This window comes from Ideonella oryzae (assembly GCF_024055665.1).
In the GTDB taxonomy this organism is placed as follows: Bacteria; Pseudomonadota; Gammaproteobacteria; order Burkholderiales; family Burkholderiaceae_C; genus Ideonella; species Ideonella oryzae.
Genome location: NZ_JAMXMC010000004.1, coordinates 355,594 through 379,466, shown reverse-complemented (window position 1 = coordinate 379,466; position 23,873 = coordinate 355,594). Strand labels below are relative to the sequence as shown.

The following is a 23,873-nucleotide window of genomic DNA, read 5'->3' as shown; positions in this document are numbered from 1 at the left end:
TTGGGGGAGAGCCTCGTCCATTGGGTGGAGGGCGTGCTCCGCGCCCTTGTGGATTGGCAGCGCCGGGGCGCCGCAGCACCATCCCGGTACCGGTCGGCGGCCATTGCGTCGCCGATCGGTCACGTGGTGCCGGCATTCCGCCCGGCCCATGCCCACAAATCAGAAATCAGTGAGGAAACCGCCATGAAACTCCAACACACCATCTTCGCCGCGGCCCTGGCCTTGATTGGCACCGCCTCGGCCCAGGCTGCCACCTTCAGCGCGGTCTTCGACGGCTTCTGCGACGGTGTCAGCATCACCGTCAGCAACGGTGTGGCCTATGGCAGCGAAACCGGCTGCGTGGGCGGCGCGGCGGTGGGCACCAAGGGCAGCGTGAAGAAGCAGGGCAAGGCCTACACCCTGAGCCTGAACCACCTGCCCAACGCCGTCTACGTGCTGAACATCGACACCCCGACCTGGACCATCTATGCGGCCGATGGCTCGGTGGTGGAATCGGGCACCTACACCGTGGGCAGCGTCCCGGCCGAGGGCCTGGCCCAGCAGCCGGTGTCCGGCAAGCGCTGAGTTCCCGCGCGGGGAGCGTTCCCCGCATGCCATCCGGCCGGCAGGTTCGCCCTGCCGGCCTTTTTCATGGGCTTGGGTGGTCAGCTGGTCAGCTGGCCAGCGTCGGCAGGGCCACCAGTTCCTCGGTCTTCAGCACCCGCAGATGCCATTCGCCATCGTGCAGGGCCAGACCGTGCAGTTCGATGCTCTTCTGCGTCTGCAGCAGGCGCGCCAGGTAGGCGATGATGGCCGGCTCGATGACCTGGCCGGGCACCAGCACCGGGATGCCCGGCGGGTAGGGCACGATCTGGTCGCAGCAGACGCGGCCGTTGAGGGCCGCGTTGGGCAGGCCGCTGTCGTCCAGCACCGGCAGCTTCTCGCCGGCCTCGTAGAAGGCGTCGCGCGGCAGGCAGGCCAGACGGGTGAAGCGCGGTGCCTCGGGCATGCGGCCGTAGGTCAGCGGCGGGCGGCGGTCCTTGGCCAGGCGCAGCATGGCGTCGAACAGGCGCGAGACCTTGCTGCGCGTGGTGCCGATGGTCAGCAGCAGCGTCAGCGTGTTGTGCGTGTTCTTCTCGACCTGGATGTTGTAGCGGTTGATCAGCTCGTCACGCAACTCGTCTGCGCTCCAGCCGCTGGCCGAGATGTCGATGGTCAGCTTGGTCGGGTCCAGGCGGATGCCGTCGTCCTTCACCTCGGCGGGCAGCAGGTCGTCCAGCTCCAGCACGCGAAAGGCGCCGGTGGCGTTGATCTTCTCGCGCAGCTCGCGGGCGTAGCGCAGCGAGCGGTCCAGCAGCCGGTAGCCCTCCATCACCGCCTGCTTGCGCGCCACGTCCAGGCTGGCGATCAGCGTGTACTGCGGGCTGGTCGAGGCGTGCATGTTGAAGTTCTCGCGGAACAGGTGCTCGTCGAAGCACGGGTCGTTCACGTGGATCATGCTGGCCTGCGAGAAGGCCGACAACACCTTGTGTGTGCTCTGGGTGGCGTAGTCGGCGCCGCATTCCAGCGCGGTGGGCCGCAGCTCGGGGTGGAAGCGCGCATGGCCGTACCAGGCCTCGTCGACGATGACCTTGATGCCTGCGGCATGGGCCAGCGCGATGATGGGTTTCAGGTCGTAGCGCAGGCCGTCGTAGGTGCAGCTGGTGAGGATCAGCACCTTGGCTTCGGGGTGCGCGTCGATGGCCGCGCGGATGGTGGATTGCGGCACCGGGCCGAACAGGCCGAAGTGGCGGTTGACCGAGCTGTCCAGGTAGACCGGCCGCGCGCCCGAGAGGATCACCCCGTGGTGCACGCTCTTGTGGCAGTTGCGGTCCAGCAGAAGGGTGTCGCCCGGGGCCAGCAGGCTCTGGAAGATCACCTTGTTGGAGGTGCTGGTGCCGTTGGTGGCGAAGTAGGTCTTGCGCGCCCCGAAGGCCTTGGCCGCCAGGCGCTGGCTCTGGGCGATGACGCCGGTCGGGTGCAGCAGCGAATCGAGTTCCGGCACGCTGACCGAGAGGTCGGCGCGCAGCATCTCCTCGCCGACGAAGTCGTAGAAGTCGCCCACCCAGGGGCTGCCCTTGAAGGAGTCGCCACCGCCGTGGCCGGGCGTGTGCCAGCTGTCCTTGGCCTGGGCCACGTAGTCGCGCAGCGCGTCGTAGAACGGGGTGTCGGCCTTCTCGGCCACCTCGGCGGCCAGGATGCGGAACCAGCCGTGGAAGTCCAGCTCGCTGCGAAAGAAGTAGCCGTCCACTGCATCGCTGGCCAGCTGCTCGACCAGCAGCTTGTCGCTGTCGTCTTCCAGCAGCATGTAAAGCGACAGCTCGGGGCGGGCTTCGATGATCTGCTGGGCGGTGCGCACCGCGCGTTCGCGCTGGCGGGTGTCGGCGTTGCGCTCGCCGTGGTCGATCAGCACCACCTGCAGGTCGGCGCCCTTGGTCTCGGTGGACAGCACCGCCTGCAGAGCCTGTTCGTCGCAGGGGCAGCTCAGGGCCCGCAGGCCGTAGGGGTTGTCCAGCCGCTCGGCGGCGGCGTTGAGCCCCCCGACCACGGCCTCGCGCCAGGCTTCATCGGCGCTGACCACCAGCACCTGCGTGACGGGCTTCATGAGAGGCGACTCCTGCAATAGAACGACCCCGGGGACCCACCATGGGTCACAGGGCAAACAGCCAGTGTAGCGAGCGAGCGACCGAGAAAGATTCGGCAAGCAGGCGCTGGCCTAGGGGGTTGTCCCGGGGTTGTCGCCCTCGGTGGCGGCATGCCGCCGGGCCTGCAGCAGGGCCTCGCGTTCCTGGGCGAACAGGGTCTCCAGCTGCTGACGACCGGCCTTGGCCATGGCCAGCAGCCGGGCCTCGTCACCGAAGTGCGGCGCCGACTCCTGCAGCTGCGCGATGCTGTGGCGCCGAAAGCGCTGGGCCAGGGTGCGGGCCTGGTAGGGCCGAAAGCCCAGGGTCTCCAGCACGCTGCGCCCGCTCATCAAGGCCGAATCGAGGGTCTCACGTTCGATGTGCTGCACGCCGCGCCGGTGCAACTCGAACCAGTGCTGCGCATTGCGGGCCCGCACCACCAGGATGAGCTGGGGGAAATGTTCGCGGGCCATGTCGACGATCTCCAGGCACTGGGCCATGTCGTCCACCGCCACCACCAGCGTCGTGGCCTTGTCGGCCCCGGCCATGCGCAGCAGGTCCAGGCGCCGGGCATCGCCATAAAAGACCCGCCAGCCGAACTTGCGCAGGCTCTCGACCTGGTCGGCATCGTGTTCCAGCACCGTGGCCTTGAGGCCGCTGGCGTAGAGCAGGCGGCCGACGATCTGGCCGTAGCGGCCAAAGCCCGCGATGATCACTGGCGCGTCCTGCTCCTCGCTCAACTCACTCAGCGGCGCCTGGTCCGGCTGGCAGGCCGCGCGGCGCGTCGCCACCCGGTCGGCCACCAGCAGCAGCAGCGGGGTGAGCAGCATGGTCATGGCCACCACCGCGATCAGCAGCGAGGCGGTGCGCGCGTCGATCACGCCGCGCTGCTGGGCCGCCTGGAAGACCACGAAGCCGAACTCGCCGCCCTGGGCCAGCAGCACGATGAAGACCGGTCGCTCGCCCAGGGGAATGGGCATCACCCGGGCCATCACCCACAGCACCAGGGCTTTGAGCCCCAGCACCGCCACCACCAGCAGCAGCACGATGAAGGGCCGGTGCAGCACGACCGAGAAATCGATGCTCATGCCCACCGCGATGAAGAACAGGCCCAGCAGCAGGCCCTTGAAGGGCTCCAGGTCGGTTTCCAGCTCGCGGCGGTATTCGCTTTCGGCCAGCAGCACGCCGGCCAGGAAGGCGCCCAGGGCCATCGACAGGCCCACCGCTTCCATCAGCGCGGCGGTGGCCACCACCAGCAGCAGCGCGGCGGCGGTGAAGATCTCGGGTGTCCTGCTGCGGGCGATCCAGCGCAGGGCCGGGCGCAGCAGCAGGCGGCCGCCCAGCACGATGCCGGCGATGACGGCGACGGCCTTCAGCGCCCCCACCCAGCCCTGGCCCGCCTGATGCTGGCCGGCCATCAGCGGCACGATGGCCAGGATGGGGATGGCCGCGATGTCCTGCAGCAGGGCCACGCTCAGCACGCTGTGGCCGGAGGTGGTGCTGGTGAGGTTGCGCTCGGCCAGCACGCCCAGGCCGATGGCGGTGGAGGACAGGGCCAGGCCCAGTGCGACCACCAGGCCCAGGTGCCAGTCCACCCCGGCCAGCATGGCCACGCCGGTCATCAGCGCGGCCGAGGCCAGCAACTGCACGCTGCCCCAGCCGAAGATGGGGCGGCGCAGGGCCCAGAGCCGGCGCGGCTCCAGTTCCAGCCCCACCAGGAAGAGCATCAGCACCACACCGAATTCGGCGAAGTGCAGCATGTCCTGGGCATCGGTCACCAGGGCCAGGCCCCAGGGGCCGATCAGGATGCCGGCGGCCAGGTAGCCGATGATGGCGCCCAGGCCGGCCAGCCGGGCCAGCGGCACGGCCAGCACGGCGGCGCCCAGATAGACCAGGCTTTGCAGCAGCCAGCCGTGGCCGAGCGTGGTGGCGGCGTGGGGCAGGGCGTCGGCAGCGGTCATGGCTTGCGGTGGGGGCGGTCGTCGTCGGGCACCTCGCAGCCGGCTTCGGGCGGCAGGTCCTCCAGCTCGGGCCAGGCGGGGTAGCGGGCCAGGCGGTCCGCGAACAGGGCGGCGTGTTCCCGCACGGCCTCGTCGCTGACCCGGTGGGCGCCATGCAGCACCAGCGGCGGCAGAAAGCGCATGCCGGCCACCCGGGCCGTCTGCGCCATCGGGGGCCAGAAGTCGTCGATGAAGTGCTGGTTCTGGCCGGCCGGGTGGTAGGCGGCTTCGACGCCGCCGGTGCTCACCACCAGCCACAGGTCCTTGCCCTCCAGCGCGGCGCCACCCATGCCGTAGGCCCAGCCGAAGCCGAACACCTCGTCCAGCCAGAGCTTGAGCAGGGGCGGCATGCTGTACCAGTGGAAGGGGAACTGCCACACCACCAGCCGGGCCCCGGCCAGCGCCGCGCGTTCGGCGGCGACGTCGATCAGGTAGTCGGGGTATAGCGCGTACAGGTCGCGCAGCTGGACCCGTTCGGGCGGGAGGTCCTGGGCGGCCTGCAGCAGGGCCTGGTTGACGCGGGAATGCTCCAGTCGGGGATGGGCGGTGAGGACAACGATTTCGGCCATGCTGTCGCTACCATACCTTGGTTTGCAGCACGGAGGAGTCACGATGCAGGTCATTGCGATCGCCAATCCCAAGGGCGGGGTGGGCAAGAGCACGCTGGCCACCAACCTGGCCGGTGCCCTGGTGCAGCGGGGGCACACGGTGGCCCTGGGGGACTTGGACCGACAGCAGTCGGCCCGCCAGTGGCTGGACCTGCGGCCCGCCGCCGCCCGCCCCATCCAGGGCTGGCGGCTGGACGATGCCGGTGACCTGGCCTCCCCGCCCAAGGGGGTGGATCGGGCGGTGGTGGACACCCCGGCGGGCCTGCACGGCAAGAAGCTCAGGGCCGTGATGGCCCAGGTCGATCGCCTGCTGATTCCCCTGCAGCCCAGCCTGTTCGACATCCAGGCCATCCACGGTTTCCTCCAGGAGATGGCCGAGCTCGAGTTGACCAAGAGGGTCCAGATCGGCCTGGTGGGCATGCGGGTCAAGGACCACACCATCGCCCAGGACCGTCTGCAGGAGTTCCTGGCCACGCTGAAGGCGCCGCTGGTGGCCACGCTGCGAGACACCCAGAACTACGTGCATCTGGCAGCCCACGGGCTGACGCTCTGGGACGTGACACCCAGTCGGGTCGAACGTGACCTGGATCAATGGGGCCCCTTGCTGCAGTGGTGCCAGGACCGCTGAGTTCCCCAGACCCGCCGGGAGATGGATGCGTGTTGACGTGTGTTTCCTTACACTGAGGGCACAACAACAACTTCGGGCGCATGCGCAGTTGCGCTGCTGCCCACGCTGGGAGCCATGCATATCCTGTTGGCTGACAACCATCCCCTGATCCTCTGGGCCTTCCAGGCGTTGCTGGAAGACATCCGGCCGGGGGTCACGGTGCGCAACGTCTGCACGCCCGCCGAACTGAGGGAGGCCATGGCCCACGGTGGCGCCTGCGGTCTGGTGCTGCTGGATCTCCAACTGGGCGCGCCCGGTGAGGGCTATGCCCTGCTGGCCGAACTGCGGATCAACCACCCCGAGGTGCCCGTGGTGGTGTCCTCTGCCACCGACCACGCAGCCGATGTCATCCAGTCCATCGATCTGGGCGCCTGTGGCTACCTGCCCAAGCGGATGAGCACCGGCGCCCTGGCCGATGCGCTGCGGTTGATCCTGGACGGGGGCATCTTCGTGCCGCCCATGGGACTGCCCGATCCCCTGTCCACCCGGACCTCGCTCCAGCCTGCCGCAGGCACCGGTCATGGTGAGGCGGTGCCTTACCAGACCCTGCCTTCCTTCGAGACGCTGGGGCTGACCCCTCGTCAGGCTGATGTGCTGAGCCTGCTCTTGCAGGGCAAGCCCAACAAGGAAATCGCCCGGCGCCTGGGGCTGTCCGTGGAGACGGTGAAGGACCATGTGCAGGCCGTGCTGCGGGCCCTGGGGGTGAATTCGCGCACGCAGGCGGTGCTGGCGGTCAGTCAGCTGGGCGCCAAGCGCAACGGGCCGGCCGCGGTCACGCCCCTGCGCTGAGCCGCGCCGCGGCGCCAGACCTCAGGTGGGCTGGTAAGCCAGGCGCACGTAGATCGGCGCGAAGGCTTCGGCCTGGGTGATCTCAAGCAGGCGCTCGCGGGCCAGTTCCAGCATCGCGATGAAGGTCACCACCACCACCGGCGAGCCCTGGCTCACGTCGAACAGGTCCTGGAACTCGACGAAGCGCTCGCCCTGCAGGCGGCGCAGCACCACACTCATGTACTCGCGCACCGAGAGCTGCTCGCGCGTGATGCGGTGGTGCTGGTTGAGCTTGGCGCGCCGCAGGATGTCGCGCCAGGCCTCCTGGATGTCGACCAGCGAGACTTCTGGAAAGCGGGTCTGGATGGACTGCTCGACATGGACCTGCGCCCGCAGGAAATCGCGCCCCATCACCGGCAGGCTGTCCAGACGGGCCGCGGCCAGCTTCATCTGCTCGTATTCGAGCAGCCGGCGCACCAACTCGGCCCGCGGATCCTCGGCCTCTTCGCCGTTCTCGCTGGGCTTGGGGGGCAGCAGCATGCGCGACTTGATCTCGATGAGCATGGCCGCCATCAGCAGATAGTCGGCCGCCAGTTCGAGGTTGTGCGCCCGGATCTGATCCACATAGGTCAGATACTGCCGCGTGACATCCGCCATCGGGATGTCGAGGATGTTGAAGTTCTGCTTGCGGATCAGGTAGAGCAGTAGATCCAGCGGCCCCTGGAAGGCCTCCAGGAAGACCTCCAGCGCATCCGGCGGGATGTAGAGGTCGTTGGGCAGGGCGAACAGCGGTTCGCCGTACAGGCGGGCCACCGCCACCCCATCCACCATGGCGGGGGTGTCCACCTCGGGCGCCACCGGCGGCGGCAGCTCGGTGACCGGCCCCATCGCCTCCGAAGGGATGGGCGGTTCGGGCAACTCGGGCGGGAGGGCGTCGGGGAGCGGCTCGTTCACGTCAGCCCGCGTTGGGCCACACGGCTCAGTGGCCGTGGGTCTGGTAGACGTAGGGCTGCTGAGCCACGCGGGAAGCCTTGAACTCGGCCTCGGCCTCGCGGTCCTGCGGGCGGTCCCACAGCAGGCCACGGCCGGCACGCTGCTCGGCCTCCAGCGACGGGCGCTTGGTCTTGAGCTCGTCGATGAACTGGGTGATCTCGGACTTGTAGGGCTTCCAGAACAGCGGCATGGCAGGAACGGGCGCTCGCGCGCCTTCAGTGTCGGCAGGAAGCCCGGATTCTAGCGGGGCGCGGTGTCAGCTGGCCTTCACCCGGTACCAGTAGCGGTAGGCCGTCACGAAGCCCAGCTGGGCGTAGAGCGTGCGGGCTGCGGTGTTGGCCTCCACCACCTGCAGGTAGGCGTGGTGGGCGCCCTGGGCCGCAGCCCAGCCCAGCAGTTGCTGGCACAGCGCACGGGCCAGGCCCTGTCGGCGGGCGTCGGGCGCGGTGGCCACATCGAACAGGCCGGCCCAGCCCTGGTGCCGCACCGCCAGACCGACGCTGCGCGGGTCATGGGCGGGCCACACCGTCGGTGCACAGGCATCCGTGATGGATTGCAGCATGGCCAGGTGGGTGGCCTGACCCGGGCCCAGCTTGCCGGACACGGACTGGAAGGCTGCCAGCCAATCGGCCCAGGGCCGGGTGGCGGGGGCGGGGCCGCCGCTGTCTGCGGGACCGAGTGGACGCCAGAGCACCAGCGACGGGTCCACCCGCCGGTACCCGCGCTGCGCCAGCGTGGCGTCCAGGGCGGGTTGGGGGCCGGGCTCGGTCAGCCGGAAGATGGCCGGCAGGCCCTGCCCAGCGTAATGGGCCTCGATGGCATCCAGATCGTGCGCCGCCAGGGCCTGTGCCGACAGGTCAGCATTGGCCGAGTTGGCACGCTTGGTGTAGCCCTGGGCCGTGCGCAGCCGCCAGCCGGCATGGTCGGCTTCGGACAGTGCGGGCCAGGCGGCCCAGGCGGCGGCTTCCAGGGCGGCCCAGGTGGGCAGGTCGATCGGTGCTGCGGGGTCGGGGGGCGCCATGGGTCGATGGTAGGTCACTGTCATCGCGCCTGCCTGGCGCTGCGGGCAGAATCTGCTGCAGCCTGTTTTCTGCTGCATGAGGGGCCTGACCGTGTTCGAGATCGAATTGAAGTTCCAGGTGCCAGCGGGCGCCGAGGCCGCGGTGCGTCGCGCCGTGGGCACGGCCCAGGCCCGTCGGCAGCGGTTGCGGGCCCGCTACCTGGACACGCCGGACCGCCGCCTGGCGCGGGCGCGGGCCGCGCTGCGCCTGCGTGACGAAGGCGCCCACTGGGTGCAGACCTTCAAGGCCGAGGGCGACAACCCGATGCAGCGGCTGGAGCACGAGGTGGTGTTGCCCGGTGGCGAGCTGCCGCCGGACCCGGATCTGGCGCGCCATGCCGACACGCCCGCGGCCGCTGCCCTGGCCCGCGCCCTGGGCATCGGCGTGCTGGCGGGCGATGGGCAGGCACAGGGCCTGGCGGTGCATTTCGAGACCGATATCCAGCGTCTGAGCCGGGTGGTCCGCCTGCCCGGGGGCGCCCGGGTGGAGCTGGCCTTCGATGTCGGCATGATCCGGGCGGGCGGGCGCGAATGGCCGGTGTGCGAACTGGAGTTCGAGCTGGTGCAGGGCGAGCCGGCCGATCTGCTGGCCCTGGCCCGGCGCTGGGTGGACCGCCACGGTCTGTGGCTGGATGTGCGCAGCAAGGCCGAGCGTGGCCACCTGCTGGCGGCCGGGCGCTGGGCCTCGCCGCCGGCGCGGGGTGAGGCGCCTGTGCTGCGCAACAGCCAGCGGCCTGAACGTGCCCTGCAGTCCTTGCTGCGGGCGGCCCTGGGCCAGGTCTTGGCCAATGCCGCCGTGCTGGCCGATGCGGCGCTGCCGGCGCTGGGCGAGCGGGACGAGTACCTGCGCCAGTGCCGCATCGGCCTGCGCCGGCTGCGCACCGTGCTGCGCGTGCTGGTGCCCCCTGAGGCCGCGGGCCTGCAGGCCGACCCGGCCTGGGAGGCCGCGCTGGCCGAGGTCTTCCGCCGACTGGGCCTGCAGCGCGACCGCGACGCCCTGGCCCAGGGCCTGCTGCCGGCGCTGCAGGCGGCCGGCGCCCCTTGGACGGACGCCTTGCAGCCCACCGGTGCGGACGTGGACGTGGGGGCCGAACTGCGCCACCCCGGCTTCACCCGACTGCTGATCGCCCTGCTGGCCTTTGTCCAGACCCCGGGGGGGCTGCCTGCCGGGACCGCGGACCGGCCTTCGCTGCGGCGCTGGATGCGGGCCTGCCTGGCGCCGCTGCACAAGCAGGTGCGGCGCGATGCCAAGGCCTATGCCGCCCTGGACGAGGCGGCCCATCACCGCTTGCGCAAGCGCGTCAAGCGCCTGCGCTATCTGCTGGAGATGAGCGCCAGCCTGTGGCCGGCCAAGGCGCTGGCCCGCCATCTGGCCGCGCTGCGCGAGGCCCAGGATGCCCTGGGCTCCGAGCACGACCAGGCGCTGGCACAGGCCCTGTTCGCCCAGGCGGCTGAGCAGGAGCCTCGGGCCTGGTGGGCGGTGGGCTGGCTGCAGGCTCAGCGCCAGACCCAGGGGTTGCGATGTGACCAGGTCCTGCAGGCCTTGCGTCGAACCGACGCCGCCTGGGACTGAGCGCCTTCAGCGGCCGGCCGGGGCCAGCGCCGCTTCCAAGGTGGGCCACAGGTGCAGCGGCCCCAGCTCGTCGGCGAAGCCTGAGCGCTCCAGCAGCGACAGCGGCGCTTCGGCGGCCCGGGCCAGGTCCATCGTGATGCCACGCCGCTGCAGGGCCTGCTGCAGCTGGTGCAGGGCCTCCAGGCCGGAGGTGTCCATCGCCACCAGGCGGTGCAGGTCCAGCACCACGCGCTGGGTGCCTTCGGGCAGCCGGGCCGGCAGGTCCTCCAGCTTGTCCACCGCGCCGAAGAACAGCGCGCCGTAGAGTTCCATCACCTGCACCCCGGCGGGGGCCTGCGCTGGCGTGCTGGGCCGGACCTGGAACAGCGAGCCCATGCGCACGATGAAGAAGGCGCAGGCCGAGACCAGGCCCACTTCCACCGCGACCGTGAGGTCGAAGACCACCGTCAGCACGAAGGTGCCCACCAGCAGCAGGCGGTAGGGCCAGCGGAACTGGCGCAGCCGGGCGAACTCGCGCCACTCGCCCATGTTCCAGGCCACGAACAGCAGGATGCCGGCCATGGCCGCCAGCGGAATGCCCGCGGCCAGCGGCGCGGCCACCAGCACGATGAGCAGCAGGGTGGCCGCATGGACGATGCCCGCCAGCGGCGTGCGACCGCCGGCCCGCACATTGGTGACGGTGCGGGCGATGGTGCCGGTGGCCGGGATGCCGCCGAAGAAGGGGCTGACGAAGTTCGCCACGCCCTGGGCCATCAGCTCCTGGTTGGGGTCATGGCGGGGGATGTCGGCGGCGTTGTCGGCCACCCGGGCGCAAAGCAGGGATTCAATGGACCCCAGCAGGGCGATCGTCACGGTCGGGATGAACAGCTGCTTGGCACTGTCCCAGGACAGGGCGGGCAGCTCGAAGCCCGGCAGGCCCTGGGGAATGCCGCCGAAGCGGCTGCCGATGGTCTCCACCGGCAGGTGCAGCCCGCGGGTGAGCAGCGTGGCGCCCGCCAGCGCCACCACCGTGCCGGGCAGGTGGGCGGCCACGCGCCGCAGGCGGTGGTGCCAGCCCAGGCGAACGCCGACTGGCATGGTGTAGCTCTTGGGCCAGACGACCACCAGGGCCAGGCAGCCGCCGGTCAGCGCCAGGGCCCAGGGGTTGATCTGTCCGGCGTGCTCGGCCAGGGTGCGCAGCTGGGCGAAGAAGTCGCCCGGCATCTTGGCGATGGGCAGGCCCAGGGCGTCCTTGAACTGCGACAGGCCGATCAGCACCGCGATGCCGTTGGTGAAGCCGATCACGATGGACACCGGGATGAAGCGCACCAGCGCCCCGAGCTTGAACAGGCCCATCGCGAACAGCAGCACGCCGGCCAGCGAGGTGGCGATCAGCAGGTTGGCCAAGCCGTAGCGGTCGACGATGCCGTAGACGATGACGATGAAGGCACCGGCTGGGCCCCCGATCTGGACGTTGGACCCGCCCAGGGCGGAGATCAGGAAGCCCGCGATGATGGCGGTGAACAGCCCGGCTTCGGGCTTGACGCCGGAGGCGATGGCAAAGGCCATGGCCAGCGGCAGGGCGACGATGCCCACGGTGAGGCCCGCGCCGAAGTCGGCGACGAGCTGCTCCCGGCTGAGCCCTTTCAGTGCGGTCAGGGCGCGGGGGCGGAAGGGCTGCAGGGCAGCCCGCAAGGTGGCCAGCGGCATGGAAACTCCGGAAGGGAAGGGAAGGAACACAGGTCGGTCAGGACCTGTGCCGGAGGACCGCAGTGGTGCAGGCGCACGAAGAAGCTGCGCCGCCGCGAGAGGCGGCGGACCTGCGACACTTCGTGGGCATGCGGGGGAGGCATGGGGGTGATTGTCCGCGCCCGCCCCACCGCCTCACAAGGGGGAAAGACACGATGAGCGCCACCGAGATGGCATCCGATGGCCAACCGCGCTGCCGCTGGTGCCTGGCCACGCCGGAATACCTGGCCTACCACGACCGCGAGTGGGGCTACCCGGTGATGGACGACCGACGCCTGTTCGAGAAGCTGTGTCTGGAGGGGTTCCAGTCGGGCCTGAGCTGGCGCACCATCCTGGCCAAGCGGGAGAACTTCCGCGCCGCCTTCGACGGCTTCGACTTTCATGCCATGGCCCGCTATGGCGAGGCCGACGTGGCCCGGCTGCTGGCCGATGCCGGCATCGTGCGCCACCGCGGCAAGATCGAGGCGGTGATCCACAACGCCGGCCGGGCCCAGGCCCTGGCCGAGGAGGTCGGCTCGCTGGCGGCCTATTTCTGGGGCTACGAACCGGTGGGCGATGCACTGGCCTCGCCGCAGACCGTGTCGGTTTCGCCCGAGTCGATCGCCCTGTCCAAGGACCTGAAGAAGCGGGGCTGGAAGTTCGTCGGCCCGACCACGGTCTATGCCTTCATGCAGGCCATGGGCCTGGTCAACGACCATGCCGAGGGCTGCGTGACCCGCGCCGAGGTGGCACGGGCGCGGGCCGCTTTCCAGCGGCCCGGCTGAGCCGGCGGGGCGGGCTGCTTAGCGAACCCGCATGCCCGGCTGGGCGCCGGGGAAGGGCTCCAGCACGAAGATGCCGGGGTGGGCCTTCTCGTCGGCGTGGCTGGCGGCCAGCACCATGCCCTCGCTGAGGCCGAACTTCATCTTGCGCGGGGCCAGGTTGGCCACCATCACGGTCAGCTTGCCTTCCAGGTCCTCGGGCTTGTAGGCGCTCTTGATGCCGCTGAAGACGTTGCGGGTCTGGCCTTCGCCCACGTCCAGGGTCAGGCGCAGCAGCTTGTCGCTGCCCTCCACAGGCTCGGCCTTGACGATCTTGGCGATGCGCAGGTCGACCTTGCTGAAGTCGTCGATCTTGATCTCGGGGGCCAGCTCCTCCCCGCCGGGGATGAGCTTGGGCGCCGGCGGCGGGGCCAGCAGTTCGTCGAGCAGCTGCGCGTCGACGCGCTGCATCAGGTGCTGGTAGGTGCCGATGGTGTGGGCGCCCAGCGCGCGGCCGATGTCCTCGAAGTTCATCGGTGCGACCTGCAGGAAGGCTTCGACCTTCTCGGCCAGGGCCGGCAGTACCGGCTTGAGGTAGATGGTCAGCAGGCGGAAGGCCTCGATGCAGGTGCTGCAGACGTCGTGCAGCACCGCGGCCTGCTCGGGGTGCTTGGCCAATTCCCAGGGCTTGTGGGTGTCGACGTATTCGTTGACCTTGTCGGCCAGGGCCATGACCTCGCGCAGGGCCTTGCCGTACTCGCGCTCCTCGTAGAGCTCGGTGATGGCGGCGCGCTGGGCGCGCAGCGCGTCCAGCAGGCTGCGGCCTTCCACGCCCAGGTCGGCCGAGAGCCGGCCCTCGAAGCGCTTGGCGATGAAGCCGGCCGCCCGGGAGGCGATGTTGATGTACTTGCCCACCAGGTCGGAATTGACCCGGGCCATGAAGTCCTCGGGGTTGAAGTCGATGTCCTCGACCCGGCTGTTGAGCTTGGCGGCGATGTAGTAGCGCAGCCACTCGGGGTGCATGCCCAGCTCCAGGTACTTCAGCGGGCTGATGCCGGTGCCCCGGCTCTTGCTCATCTTCTGGCCGCCGTTGACGGTGATGAAGCCGTGCACGTTGATCTTGTCGGGCGTCTTGCGGCCGCTGAAGTGCAGCATGGCCGGCCAGAACAGGGTGTGGAAGTAGGTGATGTCCTTGCCGATGAAGTGGATCTGCTCCACCGCCGGGTCGGCGAAGAAGGCGTCGTAGTCGATGCCCTTCTTGCCGAAGTAGTTCTTGAGGGACGCCAGGTAGCCGATGGGGGCGTCCAGCCAGACGTAGAAGTACTTGCCCGGGGCGTCGGGGATCTCGATGCCGAAGTAGGGCGCGTCGCGGCTGATGTCCCAGTCGCCCAGACCACCCTGGCCCTCGTCGTCCTTGGCGAACCATTCCTTGATCTTGTTGAGCACCTCGGGCTGCAGGCGGCCGGGGGTGTGGGTCCACTGCTCCAGAAACTCGACGCAGCGCGGGTCGGAGAGGCGGAAGAAGTAGTGGTCCGAGGACTTGAGCACCGGGGTGGCGCCCGACAGGGCCGAGTAGGGCTTCTTCAGCTCGGTGGGGGCGTAGACGGCGCCGCAGACCTCGCAGGAGTCGCCGTACTGGTCGGCCGCGCCGCACTTGGGGCACTCGCCCTTGATGAAGCGGTCGGGCAGGAACATGCCCTTGTCCGGGTCGAAGAACTGCTCGATCGTCTTCACGTCGATCAGTTCGTGGGCCCGCAGCGCGCGGTAGATGTCCTGGGCCAACTGGTGGTTCTCCGGGCCGTCGGTGGAGTGCCAGTTGTCGAAGGCGATGTGGAAGCCGTTCAAGTACTGCGGACGGCCGGCGGCCACCTGGGCCACGAACTGCTGCGGCGTGATGCCGGCCTTCTCGGCGGCGATCATGATCGGCGCGCCGTGGGCGTCGTCGGCGCCGACGAAGTGCACCTCGGACCCTTGCATGCGCTGGAACCGCACCCAGATGTCGGCCTGGATGTACTCCATCATGTGCCCGATGTGGAAGGGCGCATTGGCGTAGGGCAGGGCAGTCGTGACGAAGAGCTTGCGGGTCATGTCAGTGCGTTTCGCGTCGAAACCGGCATTTTAGGATCCCGCACCCGGATACTTCACCCCGTGGACAATGAGCATATGAACACCCCTCTGCAATGGCTGCCCGCCCAGGGCGACCCGGCCCAGCTGATGGTGCTGCTGCACGGCGTGGGCGACAGTGCCCAGGGCATGGCCCCGCTGGCGGCTCAGCTGCAGCGTGCCTTTCCGCAAGCGGCCATCGTGGCGCCGGATGGCTTCGAGCCGCTGGATGTCGACCCCTCCGGCCGGGCCCGGCAATGGTTCTCCATCGCCGGGGTGACCGAAGACAACCGCCCGGCCCGGGTGGCCGAGGCCTTGCCGGCCCTGGCCGACTGGCTGCGCCAAACCCAGGAACGCCTGGGCGTGGGGCCGGCCGCCACCGCGATCTTCGGCTTCTCGCAGGGCGCCATCATGGCGCTGGAACTGGTGCAGTTGCACGACGGCCTGGCCGGGCGGGTGTTGTCCTTCTCGGGCCGTTATGCCGCCCTGCCTGAGGCGGCACCGGCCCTGACCACGCTGCACTTTCTGCACGGCGGAGCCGATCCGGTGATCCCGGCCCAGCATGCACGCGACGCGATCGAGCGCCTGGCGGGCCTGCAGGGCGACGCCACCATCGACATCGCCGAGGGCGTGGGTCACGAAATCAATGGCCATCTGCTGCAATGCGCCCTGCACCGGCTGACCAGCCACATTCCCCACCGCACCTGGGCCGAGGCCCTGGGCGCGGCGCCGGCGAGGCCCCGCGCGGGCCAGCCTGACGAGGATGCCGATGACGACGGCGCCTGCGTGCCCTGAACCGAGAGAGCCCCCGAATCCCTTGCCATGCTGTTCCTGATCTCGCCTGCCAAGACCCTGGATTACGAAACCCCAGTGCCGACCGAGGTCGCCGCCCTGGCCACCCGGCCCCGCTTCGTCAAGGAAGCGGCCGCCCTGATCGAGGTGCTGAAAACCAAGAGCGCCCAGGACATCGCCTCGCTGATGGACCTGTCTGACCCGCTGGCCCAGCTGAACGTTGCCCGCTACGGCGCCTGGTCGACCCGCTTCACCGAGCGCAACAGCAAACCGGCCGTGCTGGCCTTCAACGGCGATGTGTACGAGGGCCTGGCCGCCGCCAGCCTGGGCACCGAGGACCTGGCCTGGGCGCAGCAGCACCTGGTCATCCTCTCGGGTCTGTACGGCCTGCTGCGGCCGCTGGACCGGCTGCAGCCCTACCGGTTGGAGATGGGCACGGCGCTGGCCACGCCCGGCGCGAAGAACCTCTACGGCTACTGGGGCGACACGCTCAGCCGCACCCTCAACACCCAGCTGGGCCCGGACCTGGCGCCGGTGGTGGTCAACCTCGCCTCGCAGGAGTACTTCAAGGCGGTGGACCGCAAGGCCCTGAAGGCCCGGGTGGTGGACTGCCTGTTCGAGGACTGGAAGGGCGGGCAGTGGAAGGTCATCAGCTTCCACGCCAAACGGGCCCGGGGGCTGATGGCGCGTTTCGCCATCACCCACCGCATCACCCGGGTCCAGGCCCTGGAAGGCTTTGACAGCGAGGGCTATGCCTTTGACGCTGGCGCCTCGGGCCCGGACCGTCTGGTGTTCCGCCGCAGGGAGCCGGCATGAGCGCGCAGGCCATCACCCCCGAGCTGCGGGCCTGGATCCATGAGCAGCTGGAAGCGGGCTGCCGCACCGAGGACGTGCTGCAGTCCATGCAAGCCAGCGGCTGGGAGCGCTCGGTCGCCCTGTCAGCCCTGCAAAGCGTGCTGGCCACGCTGGACACGGCCGCGCAGAGCGAGGACGGCCTGCCCCGCATTGCGCTGGAAGGGGCGGTCAACCGCCTGGTGCTGCCCGATCGCACGGTGGACGTGCTGCTGTCGATGACGCTGCCCCGTGTGGTGGTGCTGGGCGGCTTCCTGTCCGACGAAGAGTGCGATGCCCTGGTCGCGCTGGCGGCCGACCGCCTGGCCCGCTCCGAGACGGTGGTGGGCGACACCGGAGGCAGCGAGGTCAACAGCGCCCGCACCAGCGAGGGCATGTTCTTCGAGCGCGGCGAGACCGAGCTGTGCGAGCGCATCGAGGCCCGCATCGCGGCGCTGGTGGGCTGGCCGGTCAGTCACGGCGAAGGCCTGCAGGTGCTGCGCTACCGTCCCGGTGCGCAGTACCTGCCGCACCACGACTACTTCGACCCGGCACAGCCTGGGGCCACCTCCATCCTGGCCCGGGGCGGGCAGCGCCTGGCCACCCTGGTCATGTACCTGAACACGCCGGAGGCCGGCGGTGCGACGACCTTTCCCGATGTCGGGTTGGAGGTGGCGCCGATCAAGGGCAATGCCGTGTTCTTCAGCTACCCGCGCCCGGATGCCGCCACCCGCACCCTGCACGGTGGCGCGCCGGTGCAGTCGGGCGAGAAGTGGGTGGCCACCAAGTGGCTGCGCCAGCGCGAATTCCGCTGAACCCCGGTTCCGGGAGGCTCAGAACCCTCGGCTGAACCACCAGCCGACCCAGCTGGCCGCGGCCGAGACCACCAGGTTGGCGGCCACCGGCAAGGCAAAACGGCCACCGCCGGCCGAGGCGGCCACGGCGGCCCGCGACAGCGAATTGGCGGTGATGACCGCCACCACGCCGACCTTGGCGGTGGCGATGTCGATGTCGCCGCTGCTGTAGAGGCCGCCCAGCGCCGCGGCGCTGGCGTGGGCATCCACCACCGCGGACAGCGAGGCGCTGGCCACCACCGCTTCCGGCCCCAGCCAGTGGGAAGCGGCCCGCACCAGGGCGGCGATCAGTGTCAGCGCGCCGGCCACCAGCAGGGCCTCCTTCATCTGCAGCACGCGGGCGCCCTTGACGGGTTGCGTGCCGGACTGACCCACACCGTTGTGGCGGATCAGCAGGCCGGTGCCCGCGGCGGCCACCAGCGTGCCCATCAGGGCGGGCGGCAGCAGGTGAAAGGCCAGCTGGGGTGACTGGGTCAGCAGGATCAGCTCGGCCTGCGTCCAGGTGGCCACGGTGGAGGCCACGGCCGCGGTCAGTGCCGCCTGGGGCGGCAGCTCGCCGTGGCGGGCCTTGGTGCCCATCGAGGCGATGGTGGCGGTGCTGGAGACCACGCCCCCGAACACCCCGGTGAGCACCATGCCGGCGCGCTCGCCGAAGGCGCGCAGGGCGATGTGACCGGCGGCCTGCATCACCAGCAGCAGCAGCACCAGCAGGGTGATCTGGCGCGGGTTGAGGCCGCCCAGGGCCGGCAGCGGCCCAGGCGGGATCAGCGGCAGGGCCACCAGGGCCAGGGCAGCCAGCATCAGGCCATCGTGCAACTCGGCTTCGGTCAGCACCCGGGTGGAGAAGCGGTGCAGCTGCGAGCGCGAGGCCAGCACCATGGCCAGCACCACCGCCAGACCGCCGCCCTGCAGCGGCGCCACCGCGCAGAGCACGCCGATCACATAGGTGGTGAACAGGGCCAGCTCGGTGGTCACCCCGGGGTCGCGCTGCAGGCTGCGCAGGTAGGACACCACCGCCAGCGCCACCACCAGCACGCCGCCCAGCAACACCAGCATGGGCTCATCCAGCTGGCGTGAGAGCGTCTGGGCCAGGGCCCCCAGCAGGGCGGTGACGGTGAAGGTGCGGATGCCCGCGGCATTGCGCTCGCGGCTTTCGCCCTTGCGGCGCTCGCGCTCCAGCCCGACCAGCAGACCGGCGCCCAGGGCCGCGGCCAGGCCCTGCACCAGGCCCTGCACCAGGCCCGGGATCTGCAGCTCGCCTGCCATCAGGGGGTGAAGCGCCCGCCAGCCGGTGGCACGCGCACCGGCCACTGCAGTTCCCGCGCGACCCGCTGACGCAGGGCGTCGGCCGCTTCGGGCTCGCCGTGCACGATGAAGGTCTGGCGGGGCGGCGGGCTGGCCTGGCCCAGCCACTTCATCAGTTCGTTGGCATCGGCATGGCCGGAGAAGCCCTCCAGGTGGGTCACCGGGGCGCGCACCGGCACCCATTCGCCGTGGATCTTGACCTCGCGGGCGCCGCCCACCAGGCTGGCGCCCCGGCTGCCACCGACCTGGAAGCCGGCAAAGACGATGTGGTGCCGGTCGTCCGGGGCCATGGCCTTCAGGTGGTGCAGCACCCGGCCGCCGGTGGCCATGCCGCTGGCCGAAATGATGACCGCTGGCAGGTGGGCGCCCGTCTGCGAGCGCACCAAGCGCTGCGACTGGGCCGGGGTGGTGACCAGGTGCACGCCATCGCACAGCTGCTGCATCTCGCGCTCGGGCACGCGCAGCTGACGCCGGTACTTGCGGTACAGCGCCGTGGCCTCCACCGCCATCGGGCTGTCCAGGAAGATGGGCAGGTGCGAGGGGATCTCGCCCTGGGCCTTCAGGCGCTGCAGCACCAGCAGCAGGGCCTGGGCCCGGCCGACGGCAAAGGCCGGCATCAGCACCGAGCCGCCGCGGCGGATGCTGGCGTGGATGATGTCGGCCAGCACGCCGGCGATGTCCTCGCGCGGGTGCAGGCGGTTGCCGTAGGTCGATTCCACCAGCACCACGTCCGCATGGTCCAGCGGGGTGGGCGGCTTCATCAGCAGGTCGTTCTGCCGGCCCAGGTCACCGGAAAACAGCAGGCGCTCGCCTTCGCACTCCAGCACGACGGAGCAGGCCCCCAGCAGGTGGCCGGCCGGACGCAGCGTGAACTGCAGCGGGCCCTTGCCGACGGCACGCGGGCGGTTCTCCGGCACGGCCACCATCTGGCCGATCGCGCGCTTGGCGTCGGCCTGGGTGAACAGGGGCAGGGCCTTGGCGTGGCGGCTGTAGCCGTAGCGGTTGGCCCGCCGGGCGTCCTCTTCCTGCAGATGCGCCGCATCCAGCAGCAGCACCTCGGCCAGGTCCCGGGTGGCGGGGGAGGTGTAGATCGGGCCGCGCCAGCCATGGCGCACCAGCACCGGCAGCCAGCCGCTGTGGTCCAGGTGGGCGTGGCTCAGCAGCACCGCGTCCGCGGCCAGGATGTCTGGCGACGGCGGCTGCCAGTTGCGTTCGCGCAGCACCTTGAAGCCCTGGAACATGCCGCAGTCCAGCAGCACCCGTTGGCCACCCCAGGTGACCAGGTGCCGCGAGCCGGTGACGCAGTCGGCTGCGCCGAGAAAGTCGATTTGCATTGTCGAATCCATGGAATGGACAAATGCCCCACCAGGGGGCATTTCGGGTCCGTCAATGCGGATGATGGCACGCGGCCGCAGCGCCGGGCTCCGGCCGCGTCAAGTGCAGATCAGAAGCTGGTCCAGTCGCTGTCGTCCTGACCCGTGCTCAGGGCCGGTTCGGGCGCCGGGCGAGGTGGTGCGGCGGTGGGGCGGGGCTTGGCGGACGACGGGGTCAGCTTGGCCTGCGTGGGGTGCGAGGGGCGTGCCGCGGGGCTCTGCGCGGTTTTTGCCGAAGCAGCCTGCTGGGCCTTCATGGTCTTGCGCAGGGTCACGGCATCGGGGGTGGACGTGCCCGTGGTCCCGGCTCCACCCTTGAGCTGGAAGACGGAGACGGAGGACGCCACCTCGCCGGCCTTGTCGCGCAGCGTCGAGGCCGATGCGGCAATCTCTTCCACCAGGGCGGCATTCTTCTGGGTCAGGCTGTCCATGTCGGAGACGGCCTGGTTGACCTGGTTGACGCCCAGCATCTGTTCCTGCATGCCATGGCTCAGCTGCAGGATGAACTTGTGGACCTCGTCGATTGCCCCGCGGGCGGAATCCATGGCCGAGCGGGCGGCCTCGGTCTGTTGGCTGCCGGTGCTCACCTGATCGGCCGAGGCCTGGATCAGGCCGCGCACCTCGCGGGCGGCGACCGAGGTGCGCTGGGCCAGCGCCCGCACTTCGCTGGCCACCACCGCGAAACCGCGGCCCTGCTCGCCGGCACGGGCGGCTTCGACCGCGGCGTTCAGGGCCAGGATGTTGGTCTGGAAGGCGATGCTGTCGACCACCTGGATGATGTCGGCGATCTTGCTGGACGCATCGCTGATGTGGGCCATGGTGGCCGAGAGGGCCTGCACCGCCTCGGCACTGTGGTCGGTCACGCTGCGGGCGTTGTCGGCCCGCTGGGCCGCCTGCTGTGCCATGTCGGTGCTCTGGCGGATGGTGCTGGTGATCTCCTCCATCGACGAAGCGGTCTCTTCCAGGTTGCTGGCCTGGGCTTCGGTGCGGGCAGAAAGATCCTGGTTGCCTTCGGCGATGACGCCGGTGTCGCGGGTCATCTGCACCACCCCGTTGCGGGCGTCGCGCACGATGGACATCAGGTTCACGTTGAGCTGGGCCAGCGCCTTCGTCAGGTGACCGATCTCGTCCGTGCGGTCGCTGCTGATGGTCTGGGTCAGGTTGCCACCGGCAATCTGGTTGGCAAAGCCGACCAGCCGCATGATCGGGGTGGCAATCAGCTTGCGCAGATAGCTGGAGCCGATCAGGCCCAGCACGCCGGCCGCAGCGATGCCGGCCAAGCCTTCGCCCCAGCTCATGTGGGGAAGGCCTTCAGCCTCGTACTCACCCAGGAAGAAGCTGATGACGCTGATCAGGCCGGTGGTCAGGGCCACCTTACCCCGCAGGCCGGGACGCAGACGGTGGGCGAGACGGGCCAGCCCCCCGGTGCCCAGCACCTGCCCGCGGTGCAGGCACAGGCTGGAGCGGCCTGCCTTGGCTTCTTCGCGCATGCGGGCATAGAGCTTTTCGGCGCCCTCCACGGCGGTTCGCTCGGGCTGTGTACGCACCGACATGTAGCCGGTCACCTTGCCGCCGGCATCAATGAGCGGGGTCACATTGGCCATCACCCAGTAGAAGGACCCATCCTTGCGGCGGTTCTTCACCAGGCCCGACCAGGGGTACCCATGCTGGATCGTCTCCCACATGTCCCGGAAGGCTTCCTCGGGCATGTCCGGGTGCCGGATCAGGTTGTGGGGCTGCCCCAGCAGTTCTTGTCGGATGTAGCCGCTCACCTCGATGAAGGCCGCATTGCAGTAGAGGATGCGTCCCTGCAGATCGGTGGTGGACACCAGCGTCTCCCCCTCGGGGAAGGGGTATTCGTGCTGGCTGACGGGCAGATTGGTTCGCATGGGGGTCCCTGAGTGGCTCGCTGACGGCAAACACGGTGTCATCACCTGCGCATGGGTCCAGCCACGTATACGGTCGTGGGCGTGGCCGAGGTGGTCCGCATTGCATGGGTGAATGCCCGTATTACAAACGCAGATATCGGATGGTGAGCGCCAGAATTGACCCCAAGACTCCTCAGAATTTTCTGAACTCGGCCATGAAAAAGCCGCCCGAAGGCGGCTTTTTTAGGCAGACCAGGCTCAGCGCCCAGAACGCGGCGGGCGCGAACCGCCCGGCGTGGCGGGGCGATCCCTGCGACCGCTGTCGGCGCTGCCCTGACCCTGGCGCTGGCCTTGGCGCGCTCCCTGGCCGGGGGCACGGGCCTGGGTGCTCTGGCCGGGCTGCCCTTGGCGGCCGCGACCGTCGCCACCGCCCGGGCGTCCGGAACCACCGCGGCCCCCACGGCCGGCGGTACCCACGCCGATCGTCATCCGGCGGCCCAGCACGATGGGCTCGGCCTTTTCACCGGCCGGCGGCTCGAAGCCCGGCACCACGGCCTTGGGGATCTCGCGCTTGATCAGCTTCTCGATGTCGCGCAGGAACTGCTCTTCGTCCACGCAGACCAGCGAGACGGCCTCGCCCTGGGCGCCGGCGCGGCCGGTGCGGCCGATGCGGTGCACATAGTCCTCGGGCACATTGGGCAGCTCGAAGTTGACGACGTGCGGCAGCTGGTCGATGTCGATGCCGCGGGCAGCGATGTCGGTGGCCACCAGCACCTGCAGCGTGCCGGCCTTGAACTCCGACAGGGCCTTGGTGCGGGCGCCCTGGCTCTTGTTGCCGTGGATCGCCATCGCGCTGATGTCTTCCTTGTTCAGGAATTCGGCCAGGCGGTTGGCGCCGTGCTTCATGCGGGTGAAGACCAGCACCTGGTGCCAGTTGCCCTGGCGGATCAGGTGGGCCAGCAGTTCCTTCTTGCGCTCGCGGCCCACCGGATGAACCTTCTGGGCGATCGCGTCGTTGGTCTGGTTGCGGCGAGCCACCTCGATGAGGGCCGGCTGGTTCAGCAGCCGGTCGGCCAGGGCCTTGATGTCGTCGCTGAAGGTGGCCGAGAACAGCAGGCTCTGCTTCTGCTTGGGCACGATGGCCAGGACCTTCTTGATGTCATGGATGAAGCCCATGTCCAGCATGCGGTCGGCTTCGTCGAGGATGAGGATCTCGATGTGCGACAGGTCCAGCGTGCCTTGCTGGTGGTGGTCCAGCAGGCGGCCCGGGGTGGCCACCAGGATGTCCACGCCTTTGCGCAGGCGGTCGATCTGGGGCTGCATGCCCACGCCGCCGAACATCACCATGCTGGTCAGCGGCAGGTACTTGCCGTACTGGCGCACGCTTTCCTCGACCTGGGCGGCCAGTTCGCGGGTGGGGGTGAGGATCAGGGCGCGGATGGCGACGCGGCCGCGCGCATCGCGCTTGGAGCCGGCAGCGGCCAGGCGGTGCAGGGTGGGCAGGGTGAAGCCGGCGGTCTTGCCGGTGCCGGTCTGGGCGCCGGCCATCAGGTCGCCGCCCTTCAGGACAGCGGGAATGGCTTGCGCCTGGATCGGGGTGGGTTGGGTGTAGCCCTGTTCGCGCACGGCGCGAACGAGCGGTTCGGCCAGGCCGAGAGAATCAAAACTCATGGAGGCTCTGTGGGAGCAAGAGACCGGACCGTCGCCCGCTGAGCGGGGCGACCAGCAAGGAGCCGGTGGAGTAGAGGAGGGCACACCCGGGAGGGATGGGCCGGCGCCAGAGGCGGCGCGGAGGCTGCCGGGCTGGTGCGGGCAACTACTGGTGAGCAGTGTAGCAGGCCACTCCGGCGGACGGGCCGGAATCGCGTCGGAGCAGGACCGCCTTTGCCCCTTGTTCCGACCTGCCCCCCTAGTGCGACAGTGCGGGGCCTGGAAGGGCGCGGTTACATTCACTTCCACAGCCCCGTT

General features: G+C 69.8%; 20 protein-coding genes. 8 read left to right on the top strand and 12 right to left on the bottom strand.

All coding sequences use genetic code 11. From position 1 onward, the window contains the following. The first annotated feature begins 183 nt into the window (after positions 1-183). On the top strand, positions 184-564 hold the full coding sequence (locus tag M0L44_RS08650; protein ID WP_252769237.1) for a hypothetical protein: 381 nt from the start codon (positions 184-186) through the stop codon (positions 562-564). A gap of 88 nt (positions 565-652) precedes the next feature. Here the strand turns inward: M0L44_RS08650 and M0L44_RS08645 are convergent, their stop codons facing one another. From M0L44_RS08645 to kefF, 3 genes are all read right to left on the bottom strand, one after another. Beyond that, the gene (locus M0L44_RS08645; protein WP_252769236.1) at positions 653-2,623 is read right to left on the bottom strand and encodes an aminotransferase class I/II-fold pyridoxal phosphate-dependent enzyme; all 1,971 of its coding nucleotides are present in this window, start codon (positions 2,621-2,623) and stop codon (positions 653-655) included. 111 nt (positions 2,624-2,734) lie between these two features. Beyond that, complete coding sequence (gene kefC / locus M0L44_RS08640) at positions 2,735-4,603, bottom strand: glutathione-regulated potassium-efflux system protein KefC (RefSeq protein WP_252769235.1); 1,869 nt, start codon at positions 4,601-4,603, stop codon at positions 2,735-2,737. Beyond that, positions 4,600-5,211 carry a glutathione-regulated potassium-efflux system oxidoreductase KefF gene (kefF, locus tag M0L44_RS08635; protein WP_252769234.1) on the bottom strand — a complete coding sequence of 204 codons (612 nt, stop codon included), beginning with the start codon at positions 5,209-5,211 and terminating at the stop codon, positions 4,600-4,602. Before kefF ends, kefC begins: the two co-directional genes overlap by 4 nt. Positions 5,212-5,254: 43 nt before the next feature. Here kefF and M0L44_RS08630 point away from each other — a divergent pair, with 43 nt between their 5' ends. Together M0L44_RS08630 and M0L44_RS08625 are read left to right on the top strand one after the other, a co-directional pair. Then, positions 5,255-5,878 (top strand): nucleotide-binding protein, encoded by a 624-nt coding sequence (locus M0L44_RS08630; RefSeq protein WP_252769233.1) that lies wholly within the window; start codon positions 5,255-5,257, stop codon positions 5,876-5,878. 114 nt (positions 5,879-5,992) lie between these two features. Further along, the gene (locus M0L44_RS08625) at positions 5,993-6,706 is read left to right on the top strand and encodes a LuxR C-terminal-related transcriptional regulator (protein WP_252769232.1); all 714 of its coding nucleotides are present in this window, start codon (positions 5,993-5,995) and stop codon (positions 6,704-6,706) included. A gap of 21 nt (positions 6,707-6,727) precedes the next feature. Here the strand turns inward: M0L44_RS08625 and M0L44_RS08620 are convergent, their stop codons facing one another. From M0L44_RS08620 to M0L44_RS08610, 3 genes are all read right to left on the bottom strand, one after another. After that, entirely contained in the window at positions 6,728-7,573 is an 846-nt protein-coding gene (locus M0L44_RS08620) for a segregation and condensation protein A (protein WP_252769307.1), read from the bottom strand. Positions 7,574-7,664: 91 nt separating this feature from the next. Next, positions 7,665-7,868 carry a DUF3460 family protein gene (locus M0L44_RS08615; RefSeq protein WP_252769230.1) on the bottom strand — a complete coding sequence of 68 codons (204 nt, stop codon included), beginning with the start codon at positions 7,866-7,868 and terminating at the stop codon, positions 7,665-7,667. A gap of 66 nt (positions 7,869-7,934) precedes the next feature. Next, positions 7,935-8,699, bottom strand: a complete 765-nt coding sequence (locus M0L44_RS08610) for a GNAT family N-acetyltransferase (RefSeq protein WP_252769228.1) — start codon at positions 8,697-8,699, stop codon at positions 7,935-7,937. 76 nt (positions 8,700-8,775) lie between these two features. Between M0L44_RS08610 and M0L44_RS08605 the strand changes: the two genes are divergently transcribed. Continuing rightward, positions 8,776-10,311 (top strand): CYTH and CHAD domain-containing protein, encoded by a 1,536-nt coding sequence (locus M0L44_RS08605; protein WP_252769226.1) that lies wholly within the window; start codon positions 8,776-8,778, stop codon positions 10,309-10,311. 6 nt (positions 10,312-10,317) lie between these two features. On the opposite strand, the gene M0L44_RS08600 is transcribed toward M0L44_RS08605, so the two are convergent. Beyond that, the gene (locus M0L44_RS08600; protein ID WP_252769224.1) at positions 10,318-12,000 is read right to left on the bottom strand and encodes a SulP family inorganic anion transporter; all 1,683 of its coding nucleotides are present in this window, start codon (positions 11,998-12,000) and stop codon (positions 10,318-10,320) included. A gap of 194 nt (positions 12,001-12,194) precedes the next feature. On the opposite strand from M0L44_RS08600, the gene M0L44_RS08595 reads away from it, so the two are divergent. Continuing rightward, on the top strand, positions 12,195-12,803 hold the full coding sequence (locus M0L44_RS08595) for a DNA-3-methyladenine glycosylase I (protein WP_252769223.1): 609 nt from the start codon (positions 12,195-12,197) through the stop codon (positions 12,801-12,803). Positions 12,804-12,821: 18 nt separating this feature from the next. Here M0L44_RS08595 and metG read toward each other — a convergent pair whose 3' ends face one another. Continuing rightward, positions 12,822-14,867: a methionine--tRNA ligase gene (metG, locus tag M0L44_RS08590; protein WP_252769221.1), complete on the bottom strand. Its 2,046-nt coding sequence runs from the start codon at positions 14,865-14,867 to the stop codon at positions 12,822-12,824. Between the two features lie 75 nt (positions 14,868-14,942). Between metG and ypfH the strand changes: the two genes are divergently transcribed. Genes ypfH through M0L44_RS08575 form a run of 3 tightly spaced genes read left to right on the top strand, consistent with a single transcriptional unit; the run spans position 14,943 to position 17,320 of the window. Continuing rightward, positions 14,943-15,677 (top strand): esterase, encoded by a 735-nt coding sequence (gene ypfH / locus M0L44_RS08585; protein WP_252769219.1) that lies wholly within the window; start codon positions 14,943-14,945, stop codon positions 15,675-15,677. A 27-nt stretch (positions 15,678-15,704) separates the two neighbouring features. After that, positions 15,705-16,490, top strand: coding sequence for a peroxide stress protein YaaA (gene yaaA, locus M0L44_RS08580; RefSeq protein WP_252769216.1), 786 nt, complete (start codon positions 15,705-15,707; stop codon positions 16,488-16,490). Continuing rightward, positions 16,487-17,320, top strand: a complete 834-nt coding sequence (locus tag M0L44_RS08575) for a 2OG-Fe(II) oxygenase (RefSeq protein ID WP_252769215.1) — start codon at positions 16,487-16,489, stop codon at positions 17,318-17,320. The genes yaaA and M0L44_RS08575 overlap by 4 nt, the downstream gene beginning before the upstream one ends. 18 nt (positions 17,321-17,338) lie before the next feature. On the opposite strand, the gene M0L44_RS08570 is transcribed toward M0L44_RS08575, so the two are convergent. The 4 genes from M0L44_RS08570 to M0L44_RS08555 form a co-directional block, all read right to left on the bottom strand. Continuing rightward, complete coding sequence (locus tag M0L44_RS08570; protein ID WP_252769214.1) at positions 17,339-18,625, bottom strand: MgtC/SapB family protein; 1,287 nt, start codon at positions 18,623-18,625, stop codon at positions 17,339-17,341. Then, entirely contained in the window at positions 18,625-19,998 is a 1,374-nt protein-coding gene (locus M0L44_RS08565; protein WP_252769213.1) for an MBL fold metallo-hydrolase RNA specificity domain-containing protein, read from the bottom strand. Before M0L44_RS08565 ends, M0L44_RS08570 begins: the two co-directional genes overlap by 1 nt. Before the next feature lie 110 nt (positions 19,999-20,108). Beyond that, positions 20,109-21,926, bottom strand: coding sequence for a methyl-accepting chemotaxis protein (locus M0L44_RS08560; RefSeq protein ID WP_252769212.1), 1,818 nt, complete (start codon positions 21,924-21,926; stop codon positions 20,109-20,111). 237 nt (positions 21,927-22,163) lie between these two features. Then, positions 22,164-23,576 carry a DEAD/DEAH box helicase gene (locus tag M0L44_RS08555; protein WP_252769211.1) on the bottom strand — a complete coding sequence of 471 codons (1,413 nt, stop codon included), beginning with the start codon at positions 23,574-23,576 and terminating at the stop codon, positions 22,164-22,166. Positions 23,577-23,873: the final 297 nt, after the last annotated feature.